The sequence below is a fragment of the Methanolobus sp. genome (assembly GCF_016278365.1).
Lineage (GTDB): Archaea > Halobacteriota > Methanosarcinia > Methanosarcinales > Methanosarcinaceae > Methanolobus.
The window spans coordinates 217,414-237,394 of the sequence record NZ_JADQBZ010000003.1 but is presented as its reverse complement, the minus strand read 5'-3'; the positions used below and the strand labels follow the sequence as shown (position 1 = coordinate 237,394).

At 45.2% G+C, this 19,981-nt stretch carries 17 protein-coding genes; 6 read left to right on the top strand and 11 right to left on the bottom strand.

Features of this window, described 5'->3' with window-relative positions; genetic code table 11:
* Positions 1-193: 193 nt before the first annotated feature.
* The gene (locus QZZ22_RS03275) at positions 194-2,215 is read left to right on the top strand and encodes a hypothetical protein (protein ID WP_292462662.1); all 2,022 of its coding nucleotides are present in this window, start codon (positions 194-196) and stop codon (positions 2,213-2,215) included.
* Between the two features lie 95 nt (positions 2,216-2,310).
* Here the strand turns inward: QZZ22_RS03275 and clpB are convergent, their stop codons facing one another.
* The 4 genes from clpB to groES all read right to left on the bottom strand — a co-directional run bounded on the left by clpB (position 2,311) and on the right by groES (position 8,519).
* Positions 2,311-4,968, bottom strand: coding sequence for an ATP-dependent chaperone ClpB (gene clpB / locus QZZ22_RS03270; RefSeq protein WP_342765073.1), 2,658 nt, complete (start codon positions 4,966-4,968; stop codon positions 2,311-2,313).
* A gap of 158 nt (positions 4,969-5,126) precedes the next feature.
* Positions 5,127-6,353: a DEAD/DEAH box helicase gene (locus QZZ22_RS03265; RefSeq protein WP_292462657.1), complete on the bottom strand. Its 1,227-nt coding sequence runs from the start codon at positions 6,351-6,353 to the stop codon at positions 5,127-5,129.
* Positions 6,354-6,591: 238 nt separating this feature from the next.
* Complete coding sequence (gene groL / locus QZZ22_RS03260; RefSeq protein WP_292462654.1) at positions 6,592-8,199, bottom strand: chaperonin GroEL; 1,608 nt, start codon at positions 8,197-8,199, stop codon at positions 6,592-6,594.
* 44 nt (positions 8,200-8,243) lie between these two features.
* On the bottom strand, positions 8,244-8,519 hold the full coding sequence (gene groES / locus QZZ22_RS03255; protein ID WP_292462652.1) for a co-chaperone GroES: 276 nt from the start codon (positions 8,517-8,519) through the stop codon (positions 8,244-8,246).
* A 169-nt stretch (positions 8,520-8,688) separates the two neighbouring features.
* Here groES and QZZ22_RS03250 point away from each other — a divergent pair, with 169 nt between their 5' ends.
* On the top strand, positions 8,689-9,099 hold the full coding sequence (locus tag QZZ22_RS03250) for an ArsR family transcriptional regulator (RefSeq protein ID WP_292462650.1): 411 nt from the start codon (positions 8,689-8,691) through the stop codon (positions 9,097-9,099).
* A 59-nt stretch (positions 9,100-9,158) separates the two neighbouring features.
* Here QZZ22_RS03250 and QZZ22_RS03245 read toward each other — a convergent pair whose 3' ends face one another.
* Complete coding sequence (locus QZZ22_RS03245; protein WP_292462648.1) at positions 9,159-9,998, bottom strand: molybdopterin synthase; 840 nt, start codon at positions 9,996-9,998, stop codon at positions 9,159-9,161.
* 129 nt (positions 9,999-10,127) lie between these two features.
* Between QZZ22_RS03245 and radC the strand changes: the two genes are divergently transcribed.
* Complete coding sequence (radC, locus tag QZZ22_RS03240; protein WP_292462645.1) at positions 10,128-10,820, top strand: DNA repair protein RadC; 693 nt, start codon at positions 10,128-10,130, stop codon at positions 10,818-10,820.
* Between the two features lie 20 nt (positions 10,821-10,840).
* Here radC and QZZ22_RS03235 read toward each other — a convergent pair whose 3' ends face one another.
* The 6 genes from QZZ22_RS03235 to QZZ22_RS03210 form a co-directional block, all read right to left on the bottom strand.
* The gene (locus QZZ22_RS03235; protein ID WP_292462643.1) at positions 10,841-11,581 is read right to left on the bottom strand and encodes a 3-oxoacyl-ACP reductase family protein; all 741 of its coding nucleotides are present in this window, start codon (positions 11,579-11,581) and stop codon (positions 10,841-10,843) included.
* Positions 11,582-11,583: 2 nt separating this feature from the next.
* Complete coding sequence (gene nadE / locus QZZ22_RS03230; protein WP_292462641.1) at positions 11,584-12,558, bottom strand: NAD(+) synthase; 975 nt, start codon at positions 12,556-12,558, stop codon at positions 11,584-11,586.
* Positions 12,559-12,574: 16 nt separating this feature from the next.
* Positions 12,575-13,585 carry a hypothetical protein gene (locus QZZ22_RS03225; protein WP_292462639.1) on the bottom strand — a complete coding sequence of 337 codons (1,011 nt, stop codon included), beginning with the start codon at positions 13,583-13,585 and terminating at the stop codon, positions 12,575-12,577.
* Positions 13,566-15,044, bottom strand: coding sequence for a class I adenylate-forming enzyme family protein (locus QZZ22_RS03220; protein ID WP_292462637.1), 1,479 nt, complete (start codon positions 15,042-15,044; stop codon positions 13,566-13,568). The genes QZZ22_RS03225 and QZZ22_RS03220 overlap by 20 nt, the downstream gene beginning before the upstream one ends.
* A complete protein-coding gene (locus QZZ22_RS03215; protein ID WP_292462635.1) occupies positions 15,041-15,295 on the bottom strand; it encodes an acyl carrier protein in 255 nt (84 codons plus the stop codon). The genes QZZ22_RS03220 and QZZ22_RS03215 overlap by 4 nt, the downstream gene beginning before the upstream one ends.
* A 218-nt stretch (positions 15,296-15,513) precedes the next feature.
* Positions 15,514-16,209 carry a hypothetical protein gene (locus QZZ22_RS03210; protein ID WP_292462633.1) on the bottom strand — a complete coding sequence of 232 codons (696 nt, stop codon included), beginning with the start codon at positions 16,207-16,209 and terminating at the stop codon, positions 15,514-15,516.
* Positions 16,210-16,798: 589 nt separating this feature from the next.
* Here QZZ22_RS03210 and QZZ22_RS03205 point away from each other — a divergent pair.
* The 3 genes from QZZ22_RS03205 (at position 16,799) to QZZ22_RS03195 (ending at position 19,915) form a co-directional block, all read left to right on the top strand.
* On the top strand, positions 16,799-17,311 hold the full coding sequence (locus QZZ22_RS03205; RefSeq protein WP_292462631.1) for an acyltransferase: 513 nt from the start codon (positions 16,799-16,801) through the stop codon (positions 17,309-17,311).
* A gap of 254 nt (positions 17,312-17,565) precedes the next feature.
* Positions 17,566-18,636, top strand: coding sequence for a UDP-N-acetylglucosamine 2-epimerase (non-hydrolyzing) (gene wecB / locus QZZ22_RS03200; RefSeq protein ID WP_292462629.1), 1,071 nt, complete (start codon positions 17,566-17,568; stop codon positions 18,634-18,636).
* Positions 18,637-18,670: 34 nt separating this feature from the next.
* Positions 18,671-19,915, top strand: coding sequence for a nucleotide sugar dehydrogenase (locus tag QZZ22_RS03195; RefSeq protein WP_292462627.1), 1,245 nt, complete (start codon positions 18,671-18,673; stop codon positions 19,913-19,915).
* Positions 19,916-19,981 lie beyond the last annotated feature (66 nt).

Here is a 19,981-nt window from a genome sequence, read left to right as displayed (position 1 = left end):
TGAAATAGGGATGTGTGAAAAACATACACAACTGTGATATCAGCCTATAAAAACCTTTCCAGAAAGACAGGAGACAATCCTCCTCAAGTCATCATTGATTTTAAAAATAGGTAGGTTTATATTTTCAGAAGTTAATAAAATATTAACAGCATATTTAATAGAAACATTTTAAAACATTCAACGGAGGAAAAACATGGGATGGTTTGATGTTGTTGCAGGTATTGCAACAGGCGGATTATATACTATAGGAAAAGCTGCCTATCAGGCAGGCAATGCAGCAGAATCTGCAGGCGATGCCGCAGAAGAAGCAGGGCTTGCAATTGCAGTCATCGGTTCAACGATCGAGACATTAGGGGAGCAGCTAATATCCACTCTGAAAGAAGCAGAAGAGCTCCTGACTATCAACAGGCTGACACCAAGAAGTGAGGCGGACCTGTGGGACGAAGAAAAATCAAGGCTTAATGTCCTGAAGCAGGAGAAAACGAAAGTAGAAAATGAACTTAAGGAGCTTGGGGTCAGCAATCCTTCAAGTTTCAGTTTCAACTTCTGGGACATTGTATCGAATATGGACCTGGTGATCAAACAGTTCCAGCTTCTTGGCAGGCTTGCAGCAGTCAATAAAGAGATACAGAACATATTCTATCAGGAACCCGGGGTGCTGACAACCGGCATATACAACGCAAAGGAATCACTAGAGCGTTTCAACACTATAGAGCAGCCCATGATAGAAGATATCCTGGCCTCTCTGGATGATAACCTTGAAGTTAGTGAAGAAATACTCCGGGAAATCAAAAAGCTCTTTGTGAGCACAACGAAAGTATCGATCCCTGTCACTGAGCAGAGCGAGTCTCTTAAAGACAATCTTGAAGCTATCAGGGTCGACAAACAATACTATAACAAACTGCTGACAAGAAAGGAAATTCTCACATCCAGAATGGCAGATGTGATCCGCGTCTACCCGGAAAATGTATTCCAGATAGGTATAGATTCCATCAGGGTCCCAAAAGAGAACATCTATGCATCAGATATTCTTGACAGCGTCATGAATATCGGTAACGTCATCGACAGCACTATCAATCAGGAAAATATTAAGGATGACCTCATCAATGCAGGAAATATCAAAGATGATGTAACCAACGTCATTAACATAACAGATGAAGCCGGCGTCGTTAACGTAAAGGACGACATGACCACTGTAGTTAACATAAAAGATGAAGCAGTAGTCATCGAAGCGGTCCGGGAAGATTCCATAAATACAGGCACTATTATAGGGAAAGATGCCACATTAGAAACAGATGTCATTCGGGAAACCGGAAATCTCGTCAAAGTTGATGGAGTATCAGGCTCAACTGCAGGATCCATAGGATCAGCTGCCGGTAAAGACGGTCCCATTGCATCTAAGGCTAATCGTGCTATTGTAAATGCATTGGAGGAAGGAGATACCCTTGCAGCGAAGGATGTCAGCGCAAGTCTAAGAGCCCTCTCCACCGCCGCAGCTGTCGCAACAGGGACTGCAGCGTCCAATTCCAATACTTACGTGCATTCCTCAATGCAGCCACACGGCGCCCGGATATCCGCATCCCTTAGCACCAAGTTCGATGGCTATCAGCGCAACTATGATTCCATGAAGGCGCAGAAAGCGTTCTACGCCAGGCAGGCCCAGAAGCTGGATAAAAAATATGAGAAACTAGCTAATAAATGGGTAGAGGTTCCCGGAGTTATCCCCGGGACACTTGAAGAGCTTCATGGAGTCCTGAACCGCGTAAGAACTGAAGAGCAACCGCGCATAGACATATTGCTTGATAACCTTAACGCAGAGGTCCCAAGAACACTCGAGGAACTACATGGTGTGCTCCAGGTCGTCAGGACAGAAGAACAGCCGCGTATAGACGCGCTACTTGATAATCTCAACACTGGTGTGCCGGGTACTCTTGAAGAATTGAATGCGGTGCTTCGGACAGTCAGGACAGAAGAACAACCAAGGATAGACCTGTTGCTTGACAACCTCAATGCAAACCTGACAGAATCAAAAGAAGCAATTACAAAAGCGAACGAAACCATGGAATCAGTACAGAAAGCCCTTTCACTCCTTGATACGGGTTCAAAACTGAACACAAACATGATAAAGATAGGCGCCATGGCAGTAGGTGGACTTGTCGTCCTTAACCTCTTTGTGGGCTTGATAGTCCTTATCAGAATGGCATTGGGGCTGTAATGCAGTCAGAATTTAAAACTTAAGCAAGAAGGATGGAGCCATCCTCTCTCCATCCTTACTCTTCTTAAAGATGCTCTCTTTCTCCGGAACCAGTCTTATCCTGCAGCTTCAGTTACATTTACAGATATACCTTTACCATCGGAGTTCACTGTCACTGTAGAGCCTTCCGGCACCTTGCCTGCAACTATGAGTTTGGCGATCTTTGTCTCGACCTCGTTCTGTATGACACGCTTAAGAGGTCTTGCACCGAAGGTCTCGCTGTAACCTGCCCGACCAAGATAGAGCTTTGCATCTTCTGTTATGTTGAGGGTTATCCTCTTCTCCTTAAGTCTTTCCTGCAAGTCCGCGACCTTGATATCAACTATCTGCGCCAGTTCTTCGGGCTTGAGCGCATGGAAGATGACAACCTCATCGATGCGGTTGAGGAACTCCGGCCTGAAATACTTGCCAAGCTCCTGCATGGCCCTTATCTGCAGCTCGGCATAATCAGCCTCCTTCCTGCTCTGCGGTTGCGGGAAATCCTGCTCAGGCCTGTAAGTGCCGCTGCTGTCGCCCAGCAGCTGGGTAAGATCGCCTCCGAAAATGTTGGAAGTCATCGTTATCAGGGTATTCTTGAAGTCCACAGTACGCCCCTTAGAATCTGTGAGCCTGCCGTCGTCCAGTATCTGCAGCATGACGTTGAAAACATCCGGATGCGCTTTCTCGATCTCATCGAACAGCACCACAGAGTATGGCCGTCTGCGCACAGCTTCGGTGAGCTGGCCGCCCTCATCATAGCCGATATACCCGGGCGGAGCACCGATAAGGCGAGCAACAGTGTGCTTTTCCATGTACTCCGACATGTCAATGCGTATCATGCTGTTCTCATCGTCGAACAGTTCTGCCGCCAAAGCCTTTACAAGCTCGGTCTTACCCACACCCGTGGGGCCCAGGAATATAAAGCTGCCAATTGGCCGCTTCGGATCCTTGATACCTGCATAATTGCGTATCACCGCATCAGACACGGCCTTGACGGCTTCCTCCTGTCCGATGATACGGTTGTGGAGATTCTCCTCGAAATGCATGAGCTTTTCACGCTGGCCTTCCATCAGCCGGGTTATAGGTATGCGAGTCCACTGGCTCACTACCTCTGCAATATCCTCCTCGCCTACCTCCTCACTCAGGAGCATGTCACCCTGCATTTCCTTAAGGCGAGTCTCTTCCTGCGTGTACTCCTTCTGTAGGGGGATAAGGGTGCCGTACTTCAGCCTTGATGCAAGTTCCAGGTTATTGTCATTTTCCGCAATCTCAAGCTGCACCTTGGTATCTTCTATCTGCTGCTTAAGAGCATTAAGCTTTGAAATAGCCTGCTTTTCCATGTCCCATCTGGCTCTCATGGCATCAGACTCTGCTCTTATGTCAGCAAGCTCCTTTTCCAGTGCTTCAAGCCTCTCTTTGGAAGCCTCGTCCTTTTCCTTTTTAAGAGCTTCACGCTCGATCTCAAGCTGCATTATTTTGCGGTCCGCCTCATCGAGCTCGGCAGGCTTGCTGTCGATGGCAGTCCTCTTCTTGGCAGCGGCCTCGTCCACAAGGTCTATGGCTTTGTCAGGCAGGAACCTGTCAGAAATATAGCGGCTGCTCATTACAGCGGCCGCGACAAGTGCAGAGTCTTTCAGGCGTACCCCGTGGTGCACCTCATACTTCTCCTTCAGGCCACGCAATATAGAAATAGTGTCCTCTACAGTGGGCTCTTCCACAAGCACTGGAAGGAAACGACGCTCCAGGGCAGCATCCTTCTCGATGTACTTGCGGTACTCATCCAGAGTCGTTGCGCCTATGCAGTGCAGTTCGCCGCGGGCGAGCATGGGCTTGAGCAGGTTACCGGCATCCATCGCACCTTCCGTTGCACCCGCACCCACGATTGTGTGGATCTCATCGATGAACAGGATGATCTGACCTTCAGAATCGGACACTTCCTTAAGAACGGCCTTGAGCCTTTCCTCAAATTCACCCCTGAACTTGGCACCCGCAACAAGTGCACCCATATCAAGAGCTATGATCCTTTTATCCTTCATAGCCTCGGGCACATCCCTCTTTGCCACACGCTGGGCAAGTCCCTCCACGATAGCGGTCTTACCCACACCTGCTTCACCGATAAGCACAGGATTGTTCTTTCTGCGTCGGGAAAGGATCTCTATGGAGTGCCTTATTTCCTGATCCCTGCCTATCACGGGATCGAGCTTTCCCTGGGATGCAAGATCCGTAAAGTCGATCCCGTACTTCTTGAGAGGCTCCATGGTAGCCTCCGGGTTTTCCGAGGTCACCCTCCTGTTACCCCTTACATCCTTGATGGTATTCAGAAGCCTGTCCCTTGTGACACCCTCAGAAGCAAGTATCTTACTGCTTGAACAACTGCTCTCACTAACAATTGCAAGCAGAAGATGCTCGACGCTGACATACTCATCTTTCATCTTCCCTGCTTCCCGTGAAGCTGAGTCCAGCACGCGTCGCAGGGTTTGTGTCATATAGACCTGTTCGCCACCAGGACCCGATACCTGGGGAAGTCCCTCAAGATGCAGCTCTACTTTCTGCGTCATCTGCTCAAGGTCTGCACCCAGGTTATTGAGCACGGTAGGCACAAGGCCTCCTGTCTGTTCGAGCATCGCAAGCAACAGGTGTTCACAATCTATCTGCTGGTTTCTGTATCTCGCAGCAATCGTTGTTGAATCCTGAACAGCCTCTTGGGCCTTTTGAGTGAAACGATTCAGATCCACGATCTCATCTCCCATATTATTATTGGAGTTTTCTCCCTTAATAATTAATCTGCATGTGCCGGGTATCCGTTGGTGCCAGTCTAACAGATGTCGCCCTTGTTTTGGTCTCTTATTCCTCCGCACAAAAAATAAGAGTAGGGGGCCGAATAATGTCGAATCTATCTTTTGTGGGTGCTGTGCCCCTGCCTTCTTGGAGGAGCACGCGGCTTTCTAGGAGCCGGCTTTGCTTCTTCCCCAACTGCATCCTGTGCCCGCTGTGAATGGTAGCGGTGCCTCATTACATCTATTTCCATTCTAGTGAGCTTTTCTATACTGCGAAGGAAGCTGCGTTCATCCGCTGCACAGAACGAATATGCCGTACCCTCTGCTCCTGCCCGTGCCGTGCGTCCTATTCTATGCACATAGCTCTCAGGTTCGTTGGGCAGATCATAATTTATAACGTGGGATATGTCCTCGATATCGATGCCTCGTGCTGCGATATCGGTCGCTACCAGCACCTGAAGTTCTCCGGCCCTGAAACTCTCCATCACCCTGGTACGATGGGCCTGCGATTTGTTACCATGGATAGCATCAGCACCCACACGGTTCTTGTTAAGTGTTTGTGCCACCTTGTTAGCCCTGTGCTTTGTGCGGGTGAACACCAGTACGCAGTTGAGGTGATCCTGCTGGAGAAGGCTCAACAGGAGAGCATCCTTATTATCCTGGTCCACAAAGAAGACCTTCTGCTCTATACGCTCCACAGTCGTTGCCTGAGGTGTCACTTCAACGCGCACAGGATCTGTCAGAAGTCTCTTGGTAAGCTCGCTTATCTGGGGAGACATAGTCGCCGAAAAGAAGAGTGAATGGCGCTTGTGAGGCAGCATCGATACGATCCTGTTGACATCCTTGATGAATCCCATGTCAAGCATCCTGTCAGCCTCATCCAGAACAAAGAACTCGACACCGCTAAGCTTGACAATACCCTGGTCCATCAGGTCAAGCAGCCTTCCCGGAGTGGCCACTAATATATCCACTCCCTTTGTGATACTCTTGAACTGAGGTACCTGGCTTACGCCACCAAATACGACAGTGTGTTTGAAATGCAGGAAATGGCCGTATGCGGCAAAACTATCACCGATCTGCGCAGCAAGCTCCCTGGTGGGTGCAAGTACAAGCACCCTGGGAAATCCTGGCGTCACATGCTTGTGTTTCTCGTGCATCCTCTGGAGTATGGGCAGCACAAATGCAGCGGTCTTGCCTGTGCCTGTCTGGGCGATCCCTATCAGGTCTTTGCCTTTAAGCAGTTGTGGTATAGCCTGTACCTGTATAGGGGTGGGCGCTATGTAGCCTTCTTTAGTAAGGGCCCTCTGAAGAGGGTCGATAAGATTTAGGTCTTTGAATAACATTTTATTCCTCTTGATAGTAGTAAAATTTGCCAAACAAAAGTTTGCCAATGAATATCTGGTAGTATGATAGACCTAGAGAGAGCGCATCGTATATGAAAGTGTGACTCCCCGCAACACTGATTACCTGATCGAGCCCCGAATCCAGTTTCTTCCCCGGTACAGGGACTATTAAGCAGGGGCCTGTCCTGCATTGAATGCACGCACAACACTCCCCGGCTTCGTAATAAAGAAGGAACGATCAGATTATGATCGCCGCTGTCTGCTTGTCCTTCTCATCATCATAGTCCGCTACAAGGGCTTCTGTTGTCAGGACCATGCCTGCAATGGAGGCTGCATTCTGCAGTCCGCTCCTTACAACCTTGGTCGGATCAATGACACCTGCCTCGAAAAGGTCCTCAAAGGTGTCGGTCTTCGCATTGTAGCCGTACTGGTCATTGGACTCAGCTCTTATCCTGGCAACAATCTCAGCACCTTCACGGCCTGCATTGACAGCGATCTGCCTCACAGGCTCTTCAAGTGAGCGCCTGACAATGTTCAGGCCTATCTTCTGATCACCCTCAAGATTCATGCCGTCAAGTGCAACAACTGCATGGAACAACGTTACACCACCACCTGCAATGACACCCTCCTCTACTGCGGCCTTTGTGGCATTGAGTGCATCGTCTATCCTCATCTTCTTCTCTTTGACCTCGGTTTCAGTTGCTGCACCTACTTTAATGACAGCTACACCGCCGCCAAGCTTGGCAAGACGCTTCTTGAGTTCCTTCTTCTTGAACTCGGCATCTGTGACCTTGACCTGGGACTCGATAAGTGCCATCCTCTTCTCGATGCTCTTTCTGTCACCTTTGCCTTCAACTATCGTGGTCTTGTTCTTGTCGATGTTGACCTTGCGGGCGTGTCCGAGCATGTTCTCTGAGAATTCCTCAAGTTTCATACCCTTGTCCTCGCTGATGAGCACACCACCAGTAAGCACAGCGATATCCTCCAGCATCTCCTTCTGCTCGTCCCCAAAACCTGGCGCCTTGACTGCGCAAACTCTCAGGGAGCCGCGGACGATGTTCAGAATGAGGGCAGCCTGTGCATCGCCTTCGACATCCTGAGCGATCATAACAAGAGGCTTGCCTTCTTTTGCGACCTTTTCAAGTACCGGGATGATCTGGTTCATGGTGCTGATCTTCCTGTCAGTTATCAGGATGTAAGGGTCCTCAAACTCGCAGGTCATCTTCTCGTGATCAGTTGCCATGTACGGTGAAACAAATCCACGATCGAACTGCATACCCTCCACTACCTCCAGGGAGGTTTCCATGGTCTTGGAGTTCTCAACGGTTATTACTCCATTGTAGCCGACCTTATCCATTGCATCGGCAATGAGAGAACCTATCTGCTCGTCGTTATTAGCTGAGATGGTAGCTACCTGCAGGATCTTGCCCTTGTCCTTGACTTCCCTGCTCTTTTCCTTTAGGTGGGCCACAACCTTCTCAGTGGCCTTCTCAATACCTCTCTTGACATCTATAGGATTGGCCCCTGAAGTGATATTCCTTAAGCCTTCAGTTATCATTGCCTGTGCAAGCAGGGTGGCAGTAGTGGTACCGTCTCCTGTAGTGTCCTGGGTCTTTGAAGCCACTTCCTTTACGAGCTTGGCACCCATGTTCTCGAACTTGTCTATAAGCTCTATTTCCTTGGCAATGGTCACACCGTCGTTGGTGACAACAGGACTTCCGGCCTTGTCAAGCACAACGTTCCTGCCTTTTGGGCCAAGCGTGATCTTAACAGTATTGGCAACCTTGTCCACACCGTTTAACAGCGCTTTGCGCGCATCTTCATTAAACATTATCTGTTTAGCCATGCAATTACCTCTGTGCTAATTATATTATTATAAATGCAGCAGTTTCACTCCTCAACTACTGCCAATAGATCCTTGAAATCGATGAACATGTGTGATTCACCATTGAAATCGATCTCATCGCTCTTGTATCCACCATAGATAACATGGTCACCCACTTTGAGCGGGAGCGCCTTGCCATCCTCAAAAGTACCTACTCCGACCACTATGCCCTCTTTTTTCTCTTCCTGGGCAGAATCGGGAATATATATGCCGCTTTCTGTAACTTCCGCTTTCTTGATAGCTTTGATTAATACTCGTTCTCCGATTGGTCTGATCATCATAGTTAATTATCCTCCAGAGTTATTCCGGCAACATCCGGATTACAACACACAATATAACAAAACTAATACTTAAATCTTTTCACTAAAATCTATTTTATTTATTTTTTGTAGATATGATTTCGATGAAATACGGAAAAGTATATAATCCCTTACGAAGATACTCAAATTCATGCCACAACAGATCATACTCATCAATCTTGAAAAGCCAAGAGAGAAAAAACTCGAGCATGATATAAACTGGTTATGTAACAGTTTCGGGCTATCCTCCGGCAGGGATACTGAAAACATCGCCACGCAGATCGTGATAGACTTGTTAAAGCAACTAGCTACAAATGAAGAACGAGTATCATCCGAAAAGATAGCCGAGGACCTGGAGGTCACACCCTCCAGAATTAACCACCATGTGAGGAACCTTATAAGCACAGGGCTTTTGTACAGGGAGAGAAGGGCACTCTGTCTCAGGGGCGGCAGCCTGAAAGCCGCAGTCCGGGAAATGAGAAAGGACTCCGACAGAATATTTGATGAACTTGAGGAAATAGCAGAAGAGATAGACAGGCAGATGGGGCTGAAGAACAGATAAATGGGTGATCAGACAGGAGTAGAAAATACCTGCCTTTTACCAGTGTCCATTCCCCGGATTCACTCCTCGCTGCTTTTGTCATGGACCCAGAAATCACCTTCTAGCGTGAACTCTTTTTTCCATATGGGGACTTCGTCTTTCAGACGCTCCAGGGCATCCACCAGAGTCACGAAAAGTTCTTTTCTGTGACCTGCCGCAACGACAATGTAAACTATGTCCTCACCTGCTTTTATAAGACCGGTCCTGTGATGCATCAGGATATCGATGATCCCTTCTTTCTGCTTCATCTCGGTGCATATTCTCTCCATAGCACGGTCCGCGACATCAGGATATTTTTCAAACTCCAGGGCCTGCGTATGGGTCTTACCTGTTACTTCACGGACAATACCCGTAAAAGTTGCGATTCCGCCTGAGAATCTGATATCAGGATTACTCTTTATTTTCCTAACAAGAGAACCCAGAGTTACCCAGTCTTCTTGCTCCTGAATAAGCTTCACAAGGCTTTCAATGTCCCAGTCGGACTTTTCGGGAAGACTTACAACCACGTTCTCAATATCCTTACTCTGAGTTGCATCCCCGAGAAAGATCTTGGGAAGGGAACTGCTCTTTGCGCCTTCCACAATAGCGAAGTCCATTCCACTGTCGGCCAGCGAGTCAAGGGCCTGTTCCAGTGTAGGATCGCGCTTTATTGTCACAAGCTCGGAGTCTGTAATAGCAACAACAGCATCTGCGCCCGCATCGAAGTGTTTTCCTGTATCGGTGCCTGCGGGATTGAATCGATGATGGAACATCAGTTTGACCGTGCCCACCTGGCCTTTTTTTGATAGCGCCTCTACAAGGCGGGTGACAAGCGTTGTCTTGCCCGTATTCTTGTAGCCTGACACACAAATGACTTTCATGAGGAAGATTATGAGCATTTATAATATAAGTACGCGGCGAAAAGCATTTTTAAACTATTTTAGAACCATATTAATTTATAATAAACCAATTTAGAAAAATTTATAAATAGGAAAATTCTCCTGCTTCCCATGAACAACCAGTACAAAATTTGTATCCGCGAAATGCCCGAGGACGAGAGACCCCGGGAACGACTGCTCAAATACGGCCCCGAAGCACTCTCAAACGCAGAACTGCTGGCGATCATCCTGAGGACCGGCACACAGAAAGAGAACATTATCAACCTCTGCAGCCGTATATTTTCAGAGTACAGCATCAAACAATTGAGCCAGGCCAACATAAGTAAGCTCACAGAGATCCACGGTATAGGTAATGCAAAGGCAGCCCAGATAGCAGCGGTTTTCGAGCTCGCTCGCAAGCTTGAAGGATTTACAGACGAGCCCCGTAGGAAGATACGGTCCCCTGCGGATGTGTACTCGCTGCTCTATCCGAAGATGCGGGAGCAGAAAAGAGAACGACTTGTAGCCCTGCTACTTGACACGAAGAACCAGGTACTCCGGGAGGAGGTCATTTCCATCGGCAGCCTGAACGCCAACATCGTCCACCCCAGGGAGGTCTTCAAGGTCGCACTTATGGAATCGTGCGCCTCTGTCATACTCTCGCATAATCATCCTTCAGGGGACCCCACACCAAGCAGGGAGGACATCGCAGTTACAGAAAAGCTCATAGAGGGCGGCAAACTGCTGGGCATAGATGTGCTGGATCATGTTGTTATCGGAGAGGGCAGGTATGTGAGTTTGAAGGATGAAGGGTATGTGAAATAACATTCCGATGTCGATAACGATCACATTATCTGGCAGCCATCCACCACAATGACTTCTCCGCTGACATAATCCCCAAGATCCGAACTCAAAAACAATATCACCTTTGCGACATCCTCCGGCGTACCGATACGTCCAAGAGCGATATTTGATAAAATTTTCTCCCGAGTCTCAGCTTTGATATCTTTTATCAGGTCCGTCTCAATCAGACCAGGAGCTATGGCGTTGACCGTTATCCCATACATGCCCAGTTCCTTTGCTACGGACCTTGTAAATCCAACAACTGCAGCCTTGTTTGCAGAATACACTGTCTGTCCGGCATCCCCATTGAGCCCTGCAGTGGATGACAGATTGATGATCCTTCCATATCTTTGTTTTCTCATCATGTTCGCTGCGTATCTGGTGCACAGGAACATACCCTTAAGATTGACGCCGATAGTCTGGTCGAAAAGTTCTGTATTTGAAAGTGCCAGGAGGCTATTTTTCATAACCCCTGCATTGTTGACAAGTACATCAAGCCGGGAGTGCTCCTCCTTTATGTACTTGAACATCGCCTTCACATCTTCTTCGGATGAGACATCGGCTCTGATCATCGAAGAATGAAGACCTCTTTCAAGTAACTGATCCATCAGTTCAGATGCCTGTTCTTCACTCTTATTGTAATTGATGATCACGTGTGCATGGTTTTCTGCTGCCATCAGGGCCGCAGCTCTCCCGATTCCCCTGCTTGCCCCGGTAACCAGTAAAACTTTACCCAAAAGCATTTTCAGTGATTGCCATTAAGAGAGAATACCGGCGCAGCCGCACGAATATACTCTGTGTTTTTCTTGACGACATCAAAGTGCTTCTGGGCTTTGATTATTTTCTCTTCGGGCAACCCTGTGTTCTCCTTGATCACATCCAAGGGAAGCTGGTGTTCCTGAGCATAAAGCAACTGGTCAATTGCATTCATGGGCATACGCCAGTAGAAATCCTGATCGGATGTGTAATGGCTCCACGTATCGGGACTTGGGGGTCTTTCTCTTATCGCCTCACTGACATTAAGGTGTTTTGCCAAAGCGTAGACCTGGGTCTTGTAGCAATCAGCCAGGGGTTCGATATCCACACCTCCGTCCCCATATTTTACAAACTGACCCAGAACCATTTCGGTCTTGTTGGTCGTCCCGCAAACGGCATAGTTCATTTTCTCGGCATACATATACTGGACGATCATCCTTGACCGTTGCTTAACGCCCTGCAATCCGATGAGTTCCAGATAATCCTTTGCCTTCAACCTGTGCTGTGCAACGACCTCACCGTCCTTTGCCAGCTTTATATATGGAACGTTCATTGATCCCCCATCCAGGAAATCAGGTAATACAAGTGATGTTTTGTGCACTTCCGGGTCGTATTCCGGACAGGCCCGCTTTATGACCTGGTCTTTCCTATTATATATATCAAGTGATTCCAGTATGGGAGATATAGGTACCTCTTCATATTGCACGCCCAGACTTTCACATATCTCTGCTCCCAGAGGCGTACTGGAAGGAGCAGATTCTTTCTCAGGGAGGAGAAGCCCATACACATTTTCCGCACCCAGCTCCTGTACAGAAAGTGTAAGTGTCACTGCGGAATCAACACCACCCGAGACTCCTAACAGTACTCCCTTCTTCCTGAAATCAGCAACATTCTGTTTTATGAAACCCCCGAGGTCCAGAGACAGTTTGCCAATATCTTTGTTCAATTCTTCTAATATTTGCATAATACTACTCCCCTAATTATTCCACCTTTAAGTTAAGTTTCTTCGCAGCATCCAATATCAGAGGCTGACATAATTCCTGATTTAGTTTTTTCAGTCCCTCTTCACGGGACATATCACCGCTTCGAACAATTCCTGCGATATCAAAAGCATAAGCATGAATGCCATATTTTTGCAGATGATTGTAACAAGCAAATGAGTTCAAAGTACAGTTGGTCGAATTACTGTCATGGATGTCAGGAGGATTCCATCCGATCTCAACCAGTTTCTCCAGGATCTTACCTTCATTATAATCCCACAGGCACAAAGGATGTATGATCTTTGGAACAATATTATCCATATTTTCAATTACTTCCTTTTTTACAACGAACATCTCATCCTTATCATCGATATCTATCTTTTGAAGTTGTTTCACAAAAAGATTCCTTGACCACTTTATAAAACTGGCAGACAGGTCGATAATAGGATTTGGAGTTTGTCCCGATGTAAATGCAAACATAATGAAAGGTGCTTTATGAACAATTGCCTGTTCTATCAATTTCTGTTTAATGATGCCTATACAGGTATTACATATGTCACTTGCTCTGTATTTGGCATACCTGGGAAATGCATCATAAGAATTTGCAGCCTTGCGGAACATGTCGTACAGTACCTCATCTTCCATGCTCAGTTTGAAATAGTCGCATCCTGTGATCTCACACATCTTTTTTGCGTTCTCAATTGCATTATCAGATATGAAACCGTTATCAAACTGAACAGCCATTACCTTCAGGAAAGGATATCTTTTATTAAGTTCATAGAGCGTGTATGAAGAATCTTTGCCACCGGAAAGTGCAAAGATCACGTCATATTTCCCTCTGCCGCTTTCCTCTTGAAATAACTCTTCCATTCGAACTATATACTCTTCCTTTTCTCCCGGAGAAAATGGCTTATATATCTCACAGAAATGGCATAACCCGCTATCTTCATCAATAGTTATTCCTGGAATATCCGAGTCCAGAATGCATTTTTTACATACTGTTCTTGACATTGTGGTAACCCTCAATAATAGATCGATTGGATATTTTCCCGTTCTCGCTTAGCGGAAGATGGTCGATAAAAAGTACCTCTAAAGGATGCAGGTAACCAGGCAGATTCTTCCGGCAGAAAGAGGAAATGCAAGTGGCATCCATGTCGTGGTTAGGTATCACCATTAGACTGATCGCATTTCCCAGAAGCTCATGGGAAACAGGGACAACAAAAACCCCGGAAACATCATTGTTGCTCTCTATATATTTTTCAAGCTCTCTTGGATTAACACGATGATCACCTATTTTTATAAGATCGTCCTTACGTCCCAATAATTTGAAATAGCCATTGGGTAACTTCTTTGCAAGGTCTCCAGTGTACATCCAGCCATTGATGATCTTTCTCTCAGTGGCAATCTCGTCATCCAGATAACCCAGCATGATATTGTCGCCCCTGGCAACCAGTTCACCTGTAATGTTTGGTTCAGCAGAGCAGTTATTTGCATCGAACACGTCCAGGATAACACCGGGAATAGCTTTTCCTATAGTATCAACAAATTCTTCCACATCCTCTGAAGGCAGGTAGGCAAGCCGGGCTGTGGCCTCGGTCTGACCATACATTGGCATCACCCTGATATCAGGATTTGAATCCTTTAAATTCTTCACAATGATATCATCAATGGCCCCACCTGCAGTCGCAGCAAGTCTTACGTTCCTGAAAGCATCTTTGAACTTTTCCGGATATCGGAGGAGCAGACGGTAAGTACTGGGAACCCCATAGAACATGGATATCCCTGATCTCATCATACTGAAGATCAAGCCCATGAAATTCATGGAAACTATACTTATACATCCTCCGGCCATAAGGTGAGAATTGATAATGGAATTACCGAAAGCATGATGAGGCGATATGACCAGTGCAGCCTTATCAGCAGGTGTTATTCCAAGTATCTCGATTATGGACGCTGCGTTTGCGATTAGGTTCCTGTCACTCAACATGACACCTTTTGGTGTGCCGGTTGTGCCGGAAGTGTACAGCACCAATCGAAGATTCGGATTGTTATATTCCTCTATGACCCTTTTACACAAAGTGTTTACAGAGTCATCATCCGAAACAACTATAACTGTTTCAAAACGCTTGAAAAAAGCCTCGCCAAATCTTGAATACTGCGCTTCCGTTACAATTATGTTATTGATGCGGGCAGTATCAAGAATTCGCTCCATATTGAAAGTCGCCAGTTCTATTGGCAGGGGTATTGCAGTATTATCTGATCGATAAACTGCCATGAGCATCTTAATATACTGTATGCCCGATTCCGCCAGTACTGCAAATCTGCAATTCCCAAATTCCGCCATTGAGGAAGCGATTCTATCTATATCGTTATCAAGGCAGCTGTAGGAAATTGTTTTTTCCCCTTCTTCCAAAGCAATCTGATGAGGGTTTTCGTTTGCATTTTTTGCTACAAAAGAATCAATTCTCATGATCTCTCGTATTTCAGTTTGAGGATAAGATTGGTAATCCCTTGCAGTGAATCTAAATTATCCGGAGTTAACATATCTTCCGGGATTTCTATTGAATAGCTCTCGCTTATGTGATCCAGAAGTTCTAGCAAGCCAATAGAGTCTATTATTCCGGCCTTAGTAAGAGATTCGTTGTCAGCGAACTGAGTGTTACTATCCATGAAAGACTGGCCTTTCAAAAAGTCAATTATATCGTCCCTTATCTTTTCCATTTGCTATCCACATCCCCTTTTTGAGAATCAGTTCAATAATTAGTGTCTCATGCCAACTGGTAGATAACACAGACTGATTCGCTCCCGAAATAAACAATGTGGTTTATGATATATAAGAATTATTAGGCATCCGACTGTGATGATCTAAGTATATAGTAATTACCACATACCGAATATGTGCCTTCTGCCAATTTTTAAGCTGACCACGTCACAGACTATTATTCAAATATAATCTTGCTGTGAGAATATTTTTCAAAAAAACTTATATTGATTTTGTACCGTACTGAACCTGTAACAACGGTAAGTATGTATTTGTTGTTTATAAAATAGCTGGAATGGCATATATTATCAATATCTGGTGCTTTATTGAGATAAGAAAAAATGCTCTGATTAGAAAATTTGCAATACGCTTCTTTCAGGGTCCATGATGTCAAACACATAAGGTCGGTTGCGCATCCATCAGCACATAATTTTTTTATCTGCATATACTTTGAAACATTTCTAAGAGATGTGTGTTTCCATTTTTCTGCATCAATACCAACCTTGATCTTTGAGATAGCCAGAAAGAATACATCTCCTGTATATGAAATACAGATGTTAAATTCATCATGGTCAGGCACATGGAGCCGACCATATTTGTCTTTGTAGATGGATACATCGAAAGTGGATTGCTTCTCAAGCAGAACACATAGGATGCATTTCAAAACCATTCGGGAGATATTATATCTTTTTCTGAAATATCCGGTTTGTAAGTTTTCCAGATGTTCCTTCTCGATGTTGTCGAGATGATCATAGCTCAGTGTGCCATAATCATTAATGTTTATAACAAGGATAAGAGTATCATTCTGTTCCCATAAATGAGGTATGTCCTCAAGAGAGACAGTGGATGATATGTTTAATGTTTTAGGTTCCATACTGATTCCCTTATTTCCTTTTAGGGTAACCTCTATATAAGCAGGAATGTTTAAATCAAAAAAACATCGTAATATCAGTTAAATGTAAGTTAAATGTCAGTTATTTACTCCAGTCTGATAAATCCATTTTCAAACTATAAATACTACTTCTTACAATTAACGTATGGGAGAATGATGGAGTTCAGAGAACTCAGTGATGAGCAATGAGAGCTTATTAAGCCGCGCTTATCATCATAAACAATTATTAAGGGAAAGAGAGGTGACAATCTCGCTGTGAGTAATGCTATTCTCTTTTCCTATGATAGCTGCAGTTGGGGGGATTTAATATTATAGGGATCATATTATCGATTGCCTGGAGGAAACTCTGGAAAATTATTCAGGGCCCTCATCCAGTCTACTCTGATTCTGTAAAGTGTAAAGAAAGTGCTTACTACCGGCCATTTATTCATGAGAGTCTACTTCCGGCCTTTGGAGTTAATTCTTCAGGAATATTAACGGGTAGATGACTGTCAGATAATGCACTATAATGCCCTATTTATGGAGTACTATGAGTTTTGGTAATTATTTTTATCGAAAGATCAGAGTTGGAATGGGAACAGCTAAATTGGAAGAAGAAGACTTTGGCTCATTGGTTAAAGCGATATTAGGCCGCTTTATCCAAATGTTTGCATTATACCTGCCGATGGCCCCAAACATGAGAGCACGATGCCAAAAGATCAGAGGGGTTGATATTGGGAAAAACGTGTTCATTGGTTTTGAAGTTTATATCGACCCTGTATATCCGCATATGATAAAGATAGAAGACGATGTGGCTCTCAGTGGAAGGAACTTAATATTGGTCCATACTTCTCCTCCCTTATATTTTAGTGAAACGCATCCTAGGATATCGAAGATGTTTACAAAGACATCGCCGGTGACAATTAAAAGAGGAGCTTGGATTGCTGTAGGTGTTGTGATATTACCAGGAGTCACTATTGGGGAGAATTCAATAGTCACAGCGGGATCAGTTGTAAGTAAAGATATTCCTTCAAATTGCATCGCACGGGGTAATCCTGCTGAAGCGGTATTTCAATTTGACAAGAAGCCAGTTTCAAAATTATAAATATTATATTATATTAGGTGTTATGAAAGGGTCGAAGTGGGGTGTTCTTAAGGGGGCATTGAGGATCGATAAGTGAAGAGTGGATCTTACTGGTGTTAAGTTAAATTATACTGGGGGTCAAAGGAATAAAAGGGGTTTGTTCCTAAGATGATACTGATAATTGATAACATAAAGAGAATTGGGAGGAAAAACGAGTGGTTGAAGGAAAGCATAAGGGGTACTGAAGGAATATATTTTAAAAAGGGGGAAAGAAGATGAAGATTGCAATCATCCTTGGAACCCGTCCCGAGATCATTAAAATGAGCCCGCTTATCAGAGAATGTGAGAATCGGGGTATTGACTACTATATATTGCATACAGGCCAGCACTATTCCTTCGAGATGGACAAAGTATTTTTTAATGACCTGAAACTGCCTGTGCCGAAGTACAATCTTGATGTTGGTTCAGGTTTACATGGTGAACAGACTGCAAAGATGATATCAGGCATCGAGAAAATACTAATACAGGATACTCCTGATGTAGTATTTGTCCAGGGCGATACCAATACTGTCCTTGCCGGTGCGTTAGCCGCCTCCAAACTGCATGTCATGATAGGTCATGTGGAAGCTGGCCTGAGAAGCTTTGACCGAAGCATGCCTGAAGAGATCAACAGAATCGTTGCGGATCATATTTCAGATTATCTGTTTGCGCCCACTGAGCATTCAAAAAAGTATCTTCTTGCCGAAGGTATCCCCGAAGAAAAGATCTTCGTTACAGGCAACACTGTTGTTGATGCCATTTATCAGAATCTGGAGATATCAAAAGAAACCAGACATACTCTGTCTGAACTAAATATGAAAAAAGACGAATATTTCCTGACAACTGTTCACAGGGCAGAGAACACGGATAAAAAAGAACGTCTTTCAAGTATACTTACTGGCTTTGAACAAATATATCAGGCGTTCAGCCTGCCAATTATTTTCCCTGCCCATCCGCGAACTGTAAAGAAGATACGGGAATTTGACCTGAAGATTCCAGATGGTACAAAATTGATCGAACCAATCGGATATCTGGATTTCCTGCAGCTTGAAGGTGATGCAAAGCTGATACTCACTGATAGCGGAGGATTGCAGGAAGAAGGATGCATCCTTGGTGTGCCTTGCATCACTTTAAGGGACAATACTGAGAGGCCTGAAACAGTTGATGTGGGAGCTAATGTCATAGCCGGAGTGAACAGCAATATAACACAACTTGCAAAGGAAATGACAGACTCTGCAACAAGCTGGAATAATCCCTATGGCAGGGGAAACGCAGCCGAATTGATAATTGACAAGATCCTTGGTTGACAAATCTACAAATATAAAGACGATAGGTGCTACCATGATAAAATTATGTGTTCTGGGATTGGGCTACATTGGCCTTCCTACTGCACTCCTGTTTGCAAACAATGGAATGGATGTTGTTGGAGTGGACATCAACGAAAGAGTTGTAAATACCCTTAAAGACTGCAAGATGCCTTTTGAAGAGAAAGGTTTTCAGGAACTCTTAGATGGGGCATGCAAAAAGGAAAGCTTCAGAGCAAGCACAAAAGTAGAGAAAGCTGACGTTTTTCTTGTAGCTGTTCCCACCCCTTTTGATGCAGAGCTCCGTATGGCTGATCTGAAATACGTGGTTTCCGCCTGCGAGATGATAATCCCCCATTTGGAGAAAGGTAACATTGTTATCATTGAGTCCACCATCCCGCCCAAGACCTGCGAGAAAAGGGTCAGAAGAATACTGGAACGATCCGGCCTGAAAGCATCACAGGACTTCTACATATCCCACTGCCCAGAGCGTGCTATCCCCGGTAATACTCTGCATGAGATGGTCAACAACGACAGGGTTATCGGCGGCCTTGATGAGAAGGCCACCGAACTCACCCGTGATCTGTACTCCAGTTTTGTTAAAGGCAACCTCTATCTCACAACCAGCACCACAGCAGAGATGATCAAGCTCATGGAGAACACCTACCGTGATGTGAACATCGCTCTTGCTAATGAGCTTTCAATGCTCGCCGAGGACTACGACATCAACATATGGGAAGCTATAGAGATAGCAAACAAGCATCCCAGGGTAAACATCCACAAACCTGGCCCTGGAGTAGGTGGACATTGTATAGCTATTGACCCCTGGTTCCTTACTGAAAACACAAGCGATAGTAGTCTGATAACTTTAGCCCGCAATATCAACGACTCCATGCCTATCCATGTTTTAAAGAAAGTTAAAGATCTTGTCAACGGTATAGAGAACCCTGTGATCACTGTCTTTGGGGTGGCCTATAAGGGAGATATTGCAGATACAAGAGCAACTCCTGCGCTGAAATTCATCAAACTGGCAGAGAAGGAAGGGTTTACTATCAGGATCTATGATCCATTTGTTAAGGAGTTCGAGTATCCTATTTTGAGCCTGGAAGAGGCTGTTAAGGGAAGTGATTGTATTGTTGTGCTGACGGATCATTCGGAGTTTCGGGAAATGAACCCTGATGATTTGTATCATATGATGAAAAATCCAAATATCGTAGATTCAAAAAACGTCCTGTCGAAGCAAACAGGATTGGAGCTCAATTATAATAAGAGTATAGCTTGATTGGAAAACCATAAAACGGTCTGTGTTTTTTATTTTTAGTGTTTCCTATAATTCTATATACATTGT

Bases quoted from the DNA above. Each gene is read 5' to 3' on its own strand.
- QZZ22_RS03275 (WP_292462662.1), top strand. From the start codon at position 194: ATGGGATGGTTTGATGTTGTTGCAGGTATTGCAACAGGCGGATTATAT.
- QZZ22_RS03265 (WP_292462657.1), bottom strand. From the start codon at position 6,353: ATGTTATTCAAAGACCTAAATCTTATCGACCCTCTTCAGAGGGCCCTT.
- groL (WP_292462654.1), bottom strand. From the start codon at position 8,199: ATGGCTAAACAGATAATGTTTAATGAAGATGCGCGCAAAGCGCTGTTA.
- groES (WP_292462652.1), bottom strand. From the start codon at position 8,519: ATGATGATCAGACCAATCGGAGAACGAGTATTAATCAAAGCTATCAAG.
- QZZ22_RS03250 (WP_292462650.1), top strand. From the start codon at position 8,689: ATGCCACAACAGATCATACTCATCAATCTTGAAAAGCCAAGAGAGAAA.
- QZZ22_RS03245 (WP_292462648.1), bottom strand. From the start codon at position 9,998: ATGAAAGTCATTTGTGTGTCAGGCTACAAGAATACGGGCAAGACAACG.
- radC (WP_292462645.1), top strand. From the start codon at position 10,128: ATGAACAACCAGTACAAAATTTGTATCCGCGAAATGCCCGAGGACGAG.
- QZZ22_RS03235 (WP_292462643.1), bottom strand. From the start codon at position 11,581: ATGCTTTTGGGTAAAGTTTTACTGGTTACCGGGGCAAGCAGGGGAATC.
- nadE (WP_292462641.1), bottom strand. From the start codon at position 12,558: ATGCAAATATTAGAAGAATTGAACAAAGATATTGGCAAACTGTCTCTG.
- QZZ22_RS03225 (WP_292462639.1), bottom strand. From the start codon at position 13,585: ATGTCAAGAACAGTATGTAAAAAATGCATTCTGGACTCGGATATTCCA.
- QZZ22_RS03220 (WP_292462637.1), bottom strand. From the start codon at position 15,044: ATGAGAATTGATTCTTTTGTAGCAAAAAATGCAAACGAAAACCCTCAT.
- QZZ22_RS03215 (WP_292462635.1), bottom strand. From the start codon at position 15,295: ATGGAAAAGATAAGGGACGATATAATTGACTTTTTGAAAGGCCAGTCT.
- QZZ22_RS03210 (WP_292462633.1), bottom strand. From the start codon at position 16,209: ATGGAACCTAAAACATTAAACATATCATCCACTGTCTCTCTTGAGGAC.
- QZZ22_RS03205 (WP_292462631.1), top strand. From the start codon at position 16,799: ATGGGAACAGCTAAATTGGAAGAAGAAGACTTTGGCTCATTGGTTAAA.
- wecB (WP_292462629.1), top strand. From the start codon at position 17,566: ATGAAGATTGCAATCATCCTTGGAACCCGTCCCGAGATCATTAAAATG.
- QZZ22_RS03195 (WP_292462627.1), top strand. From the start codon at position 18,671: ATGATAAAATTATGTGTTCTGGGATTGGGCTACATTGGCCTTCCTACT.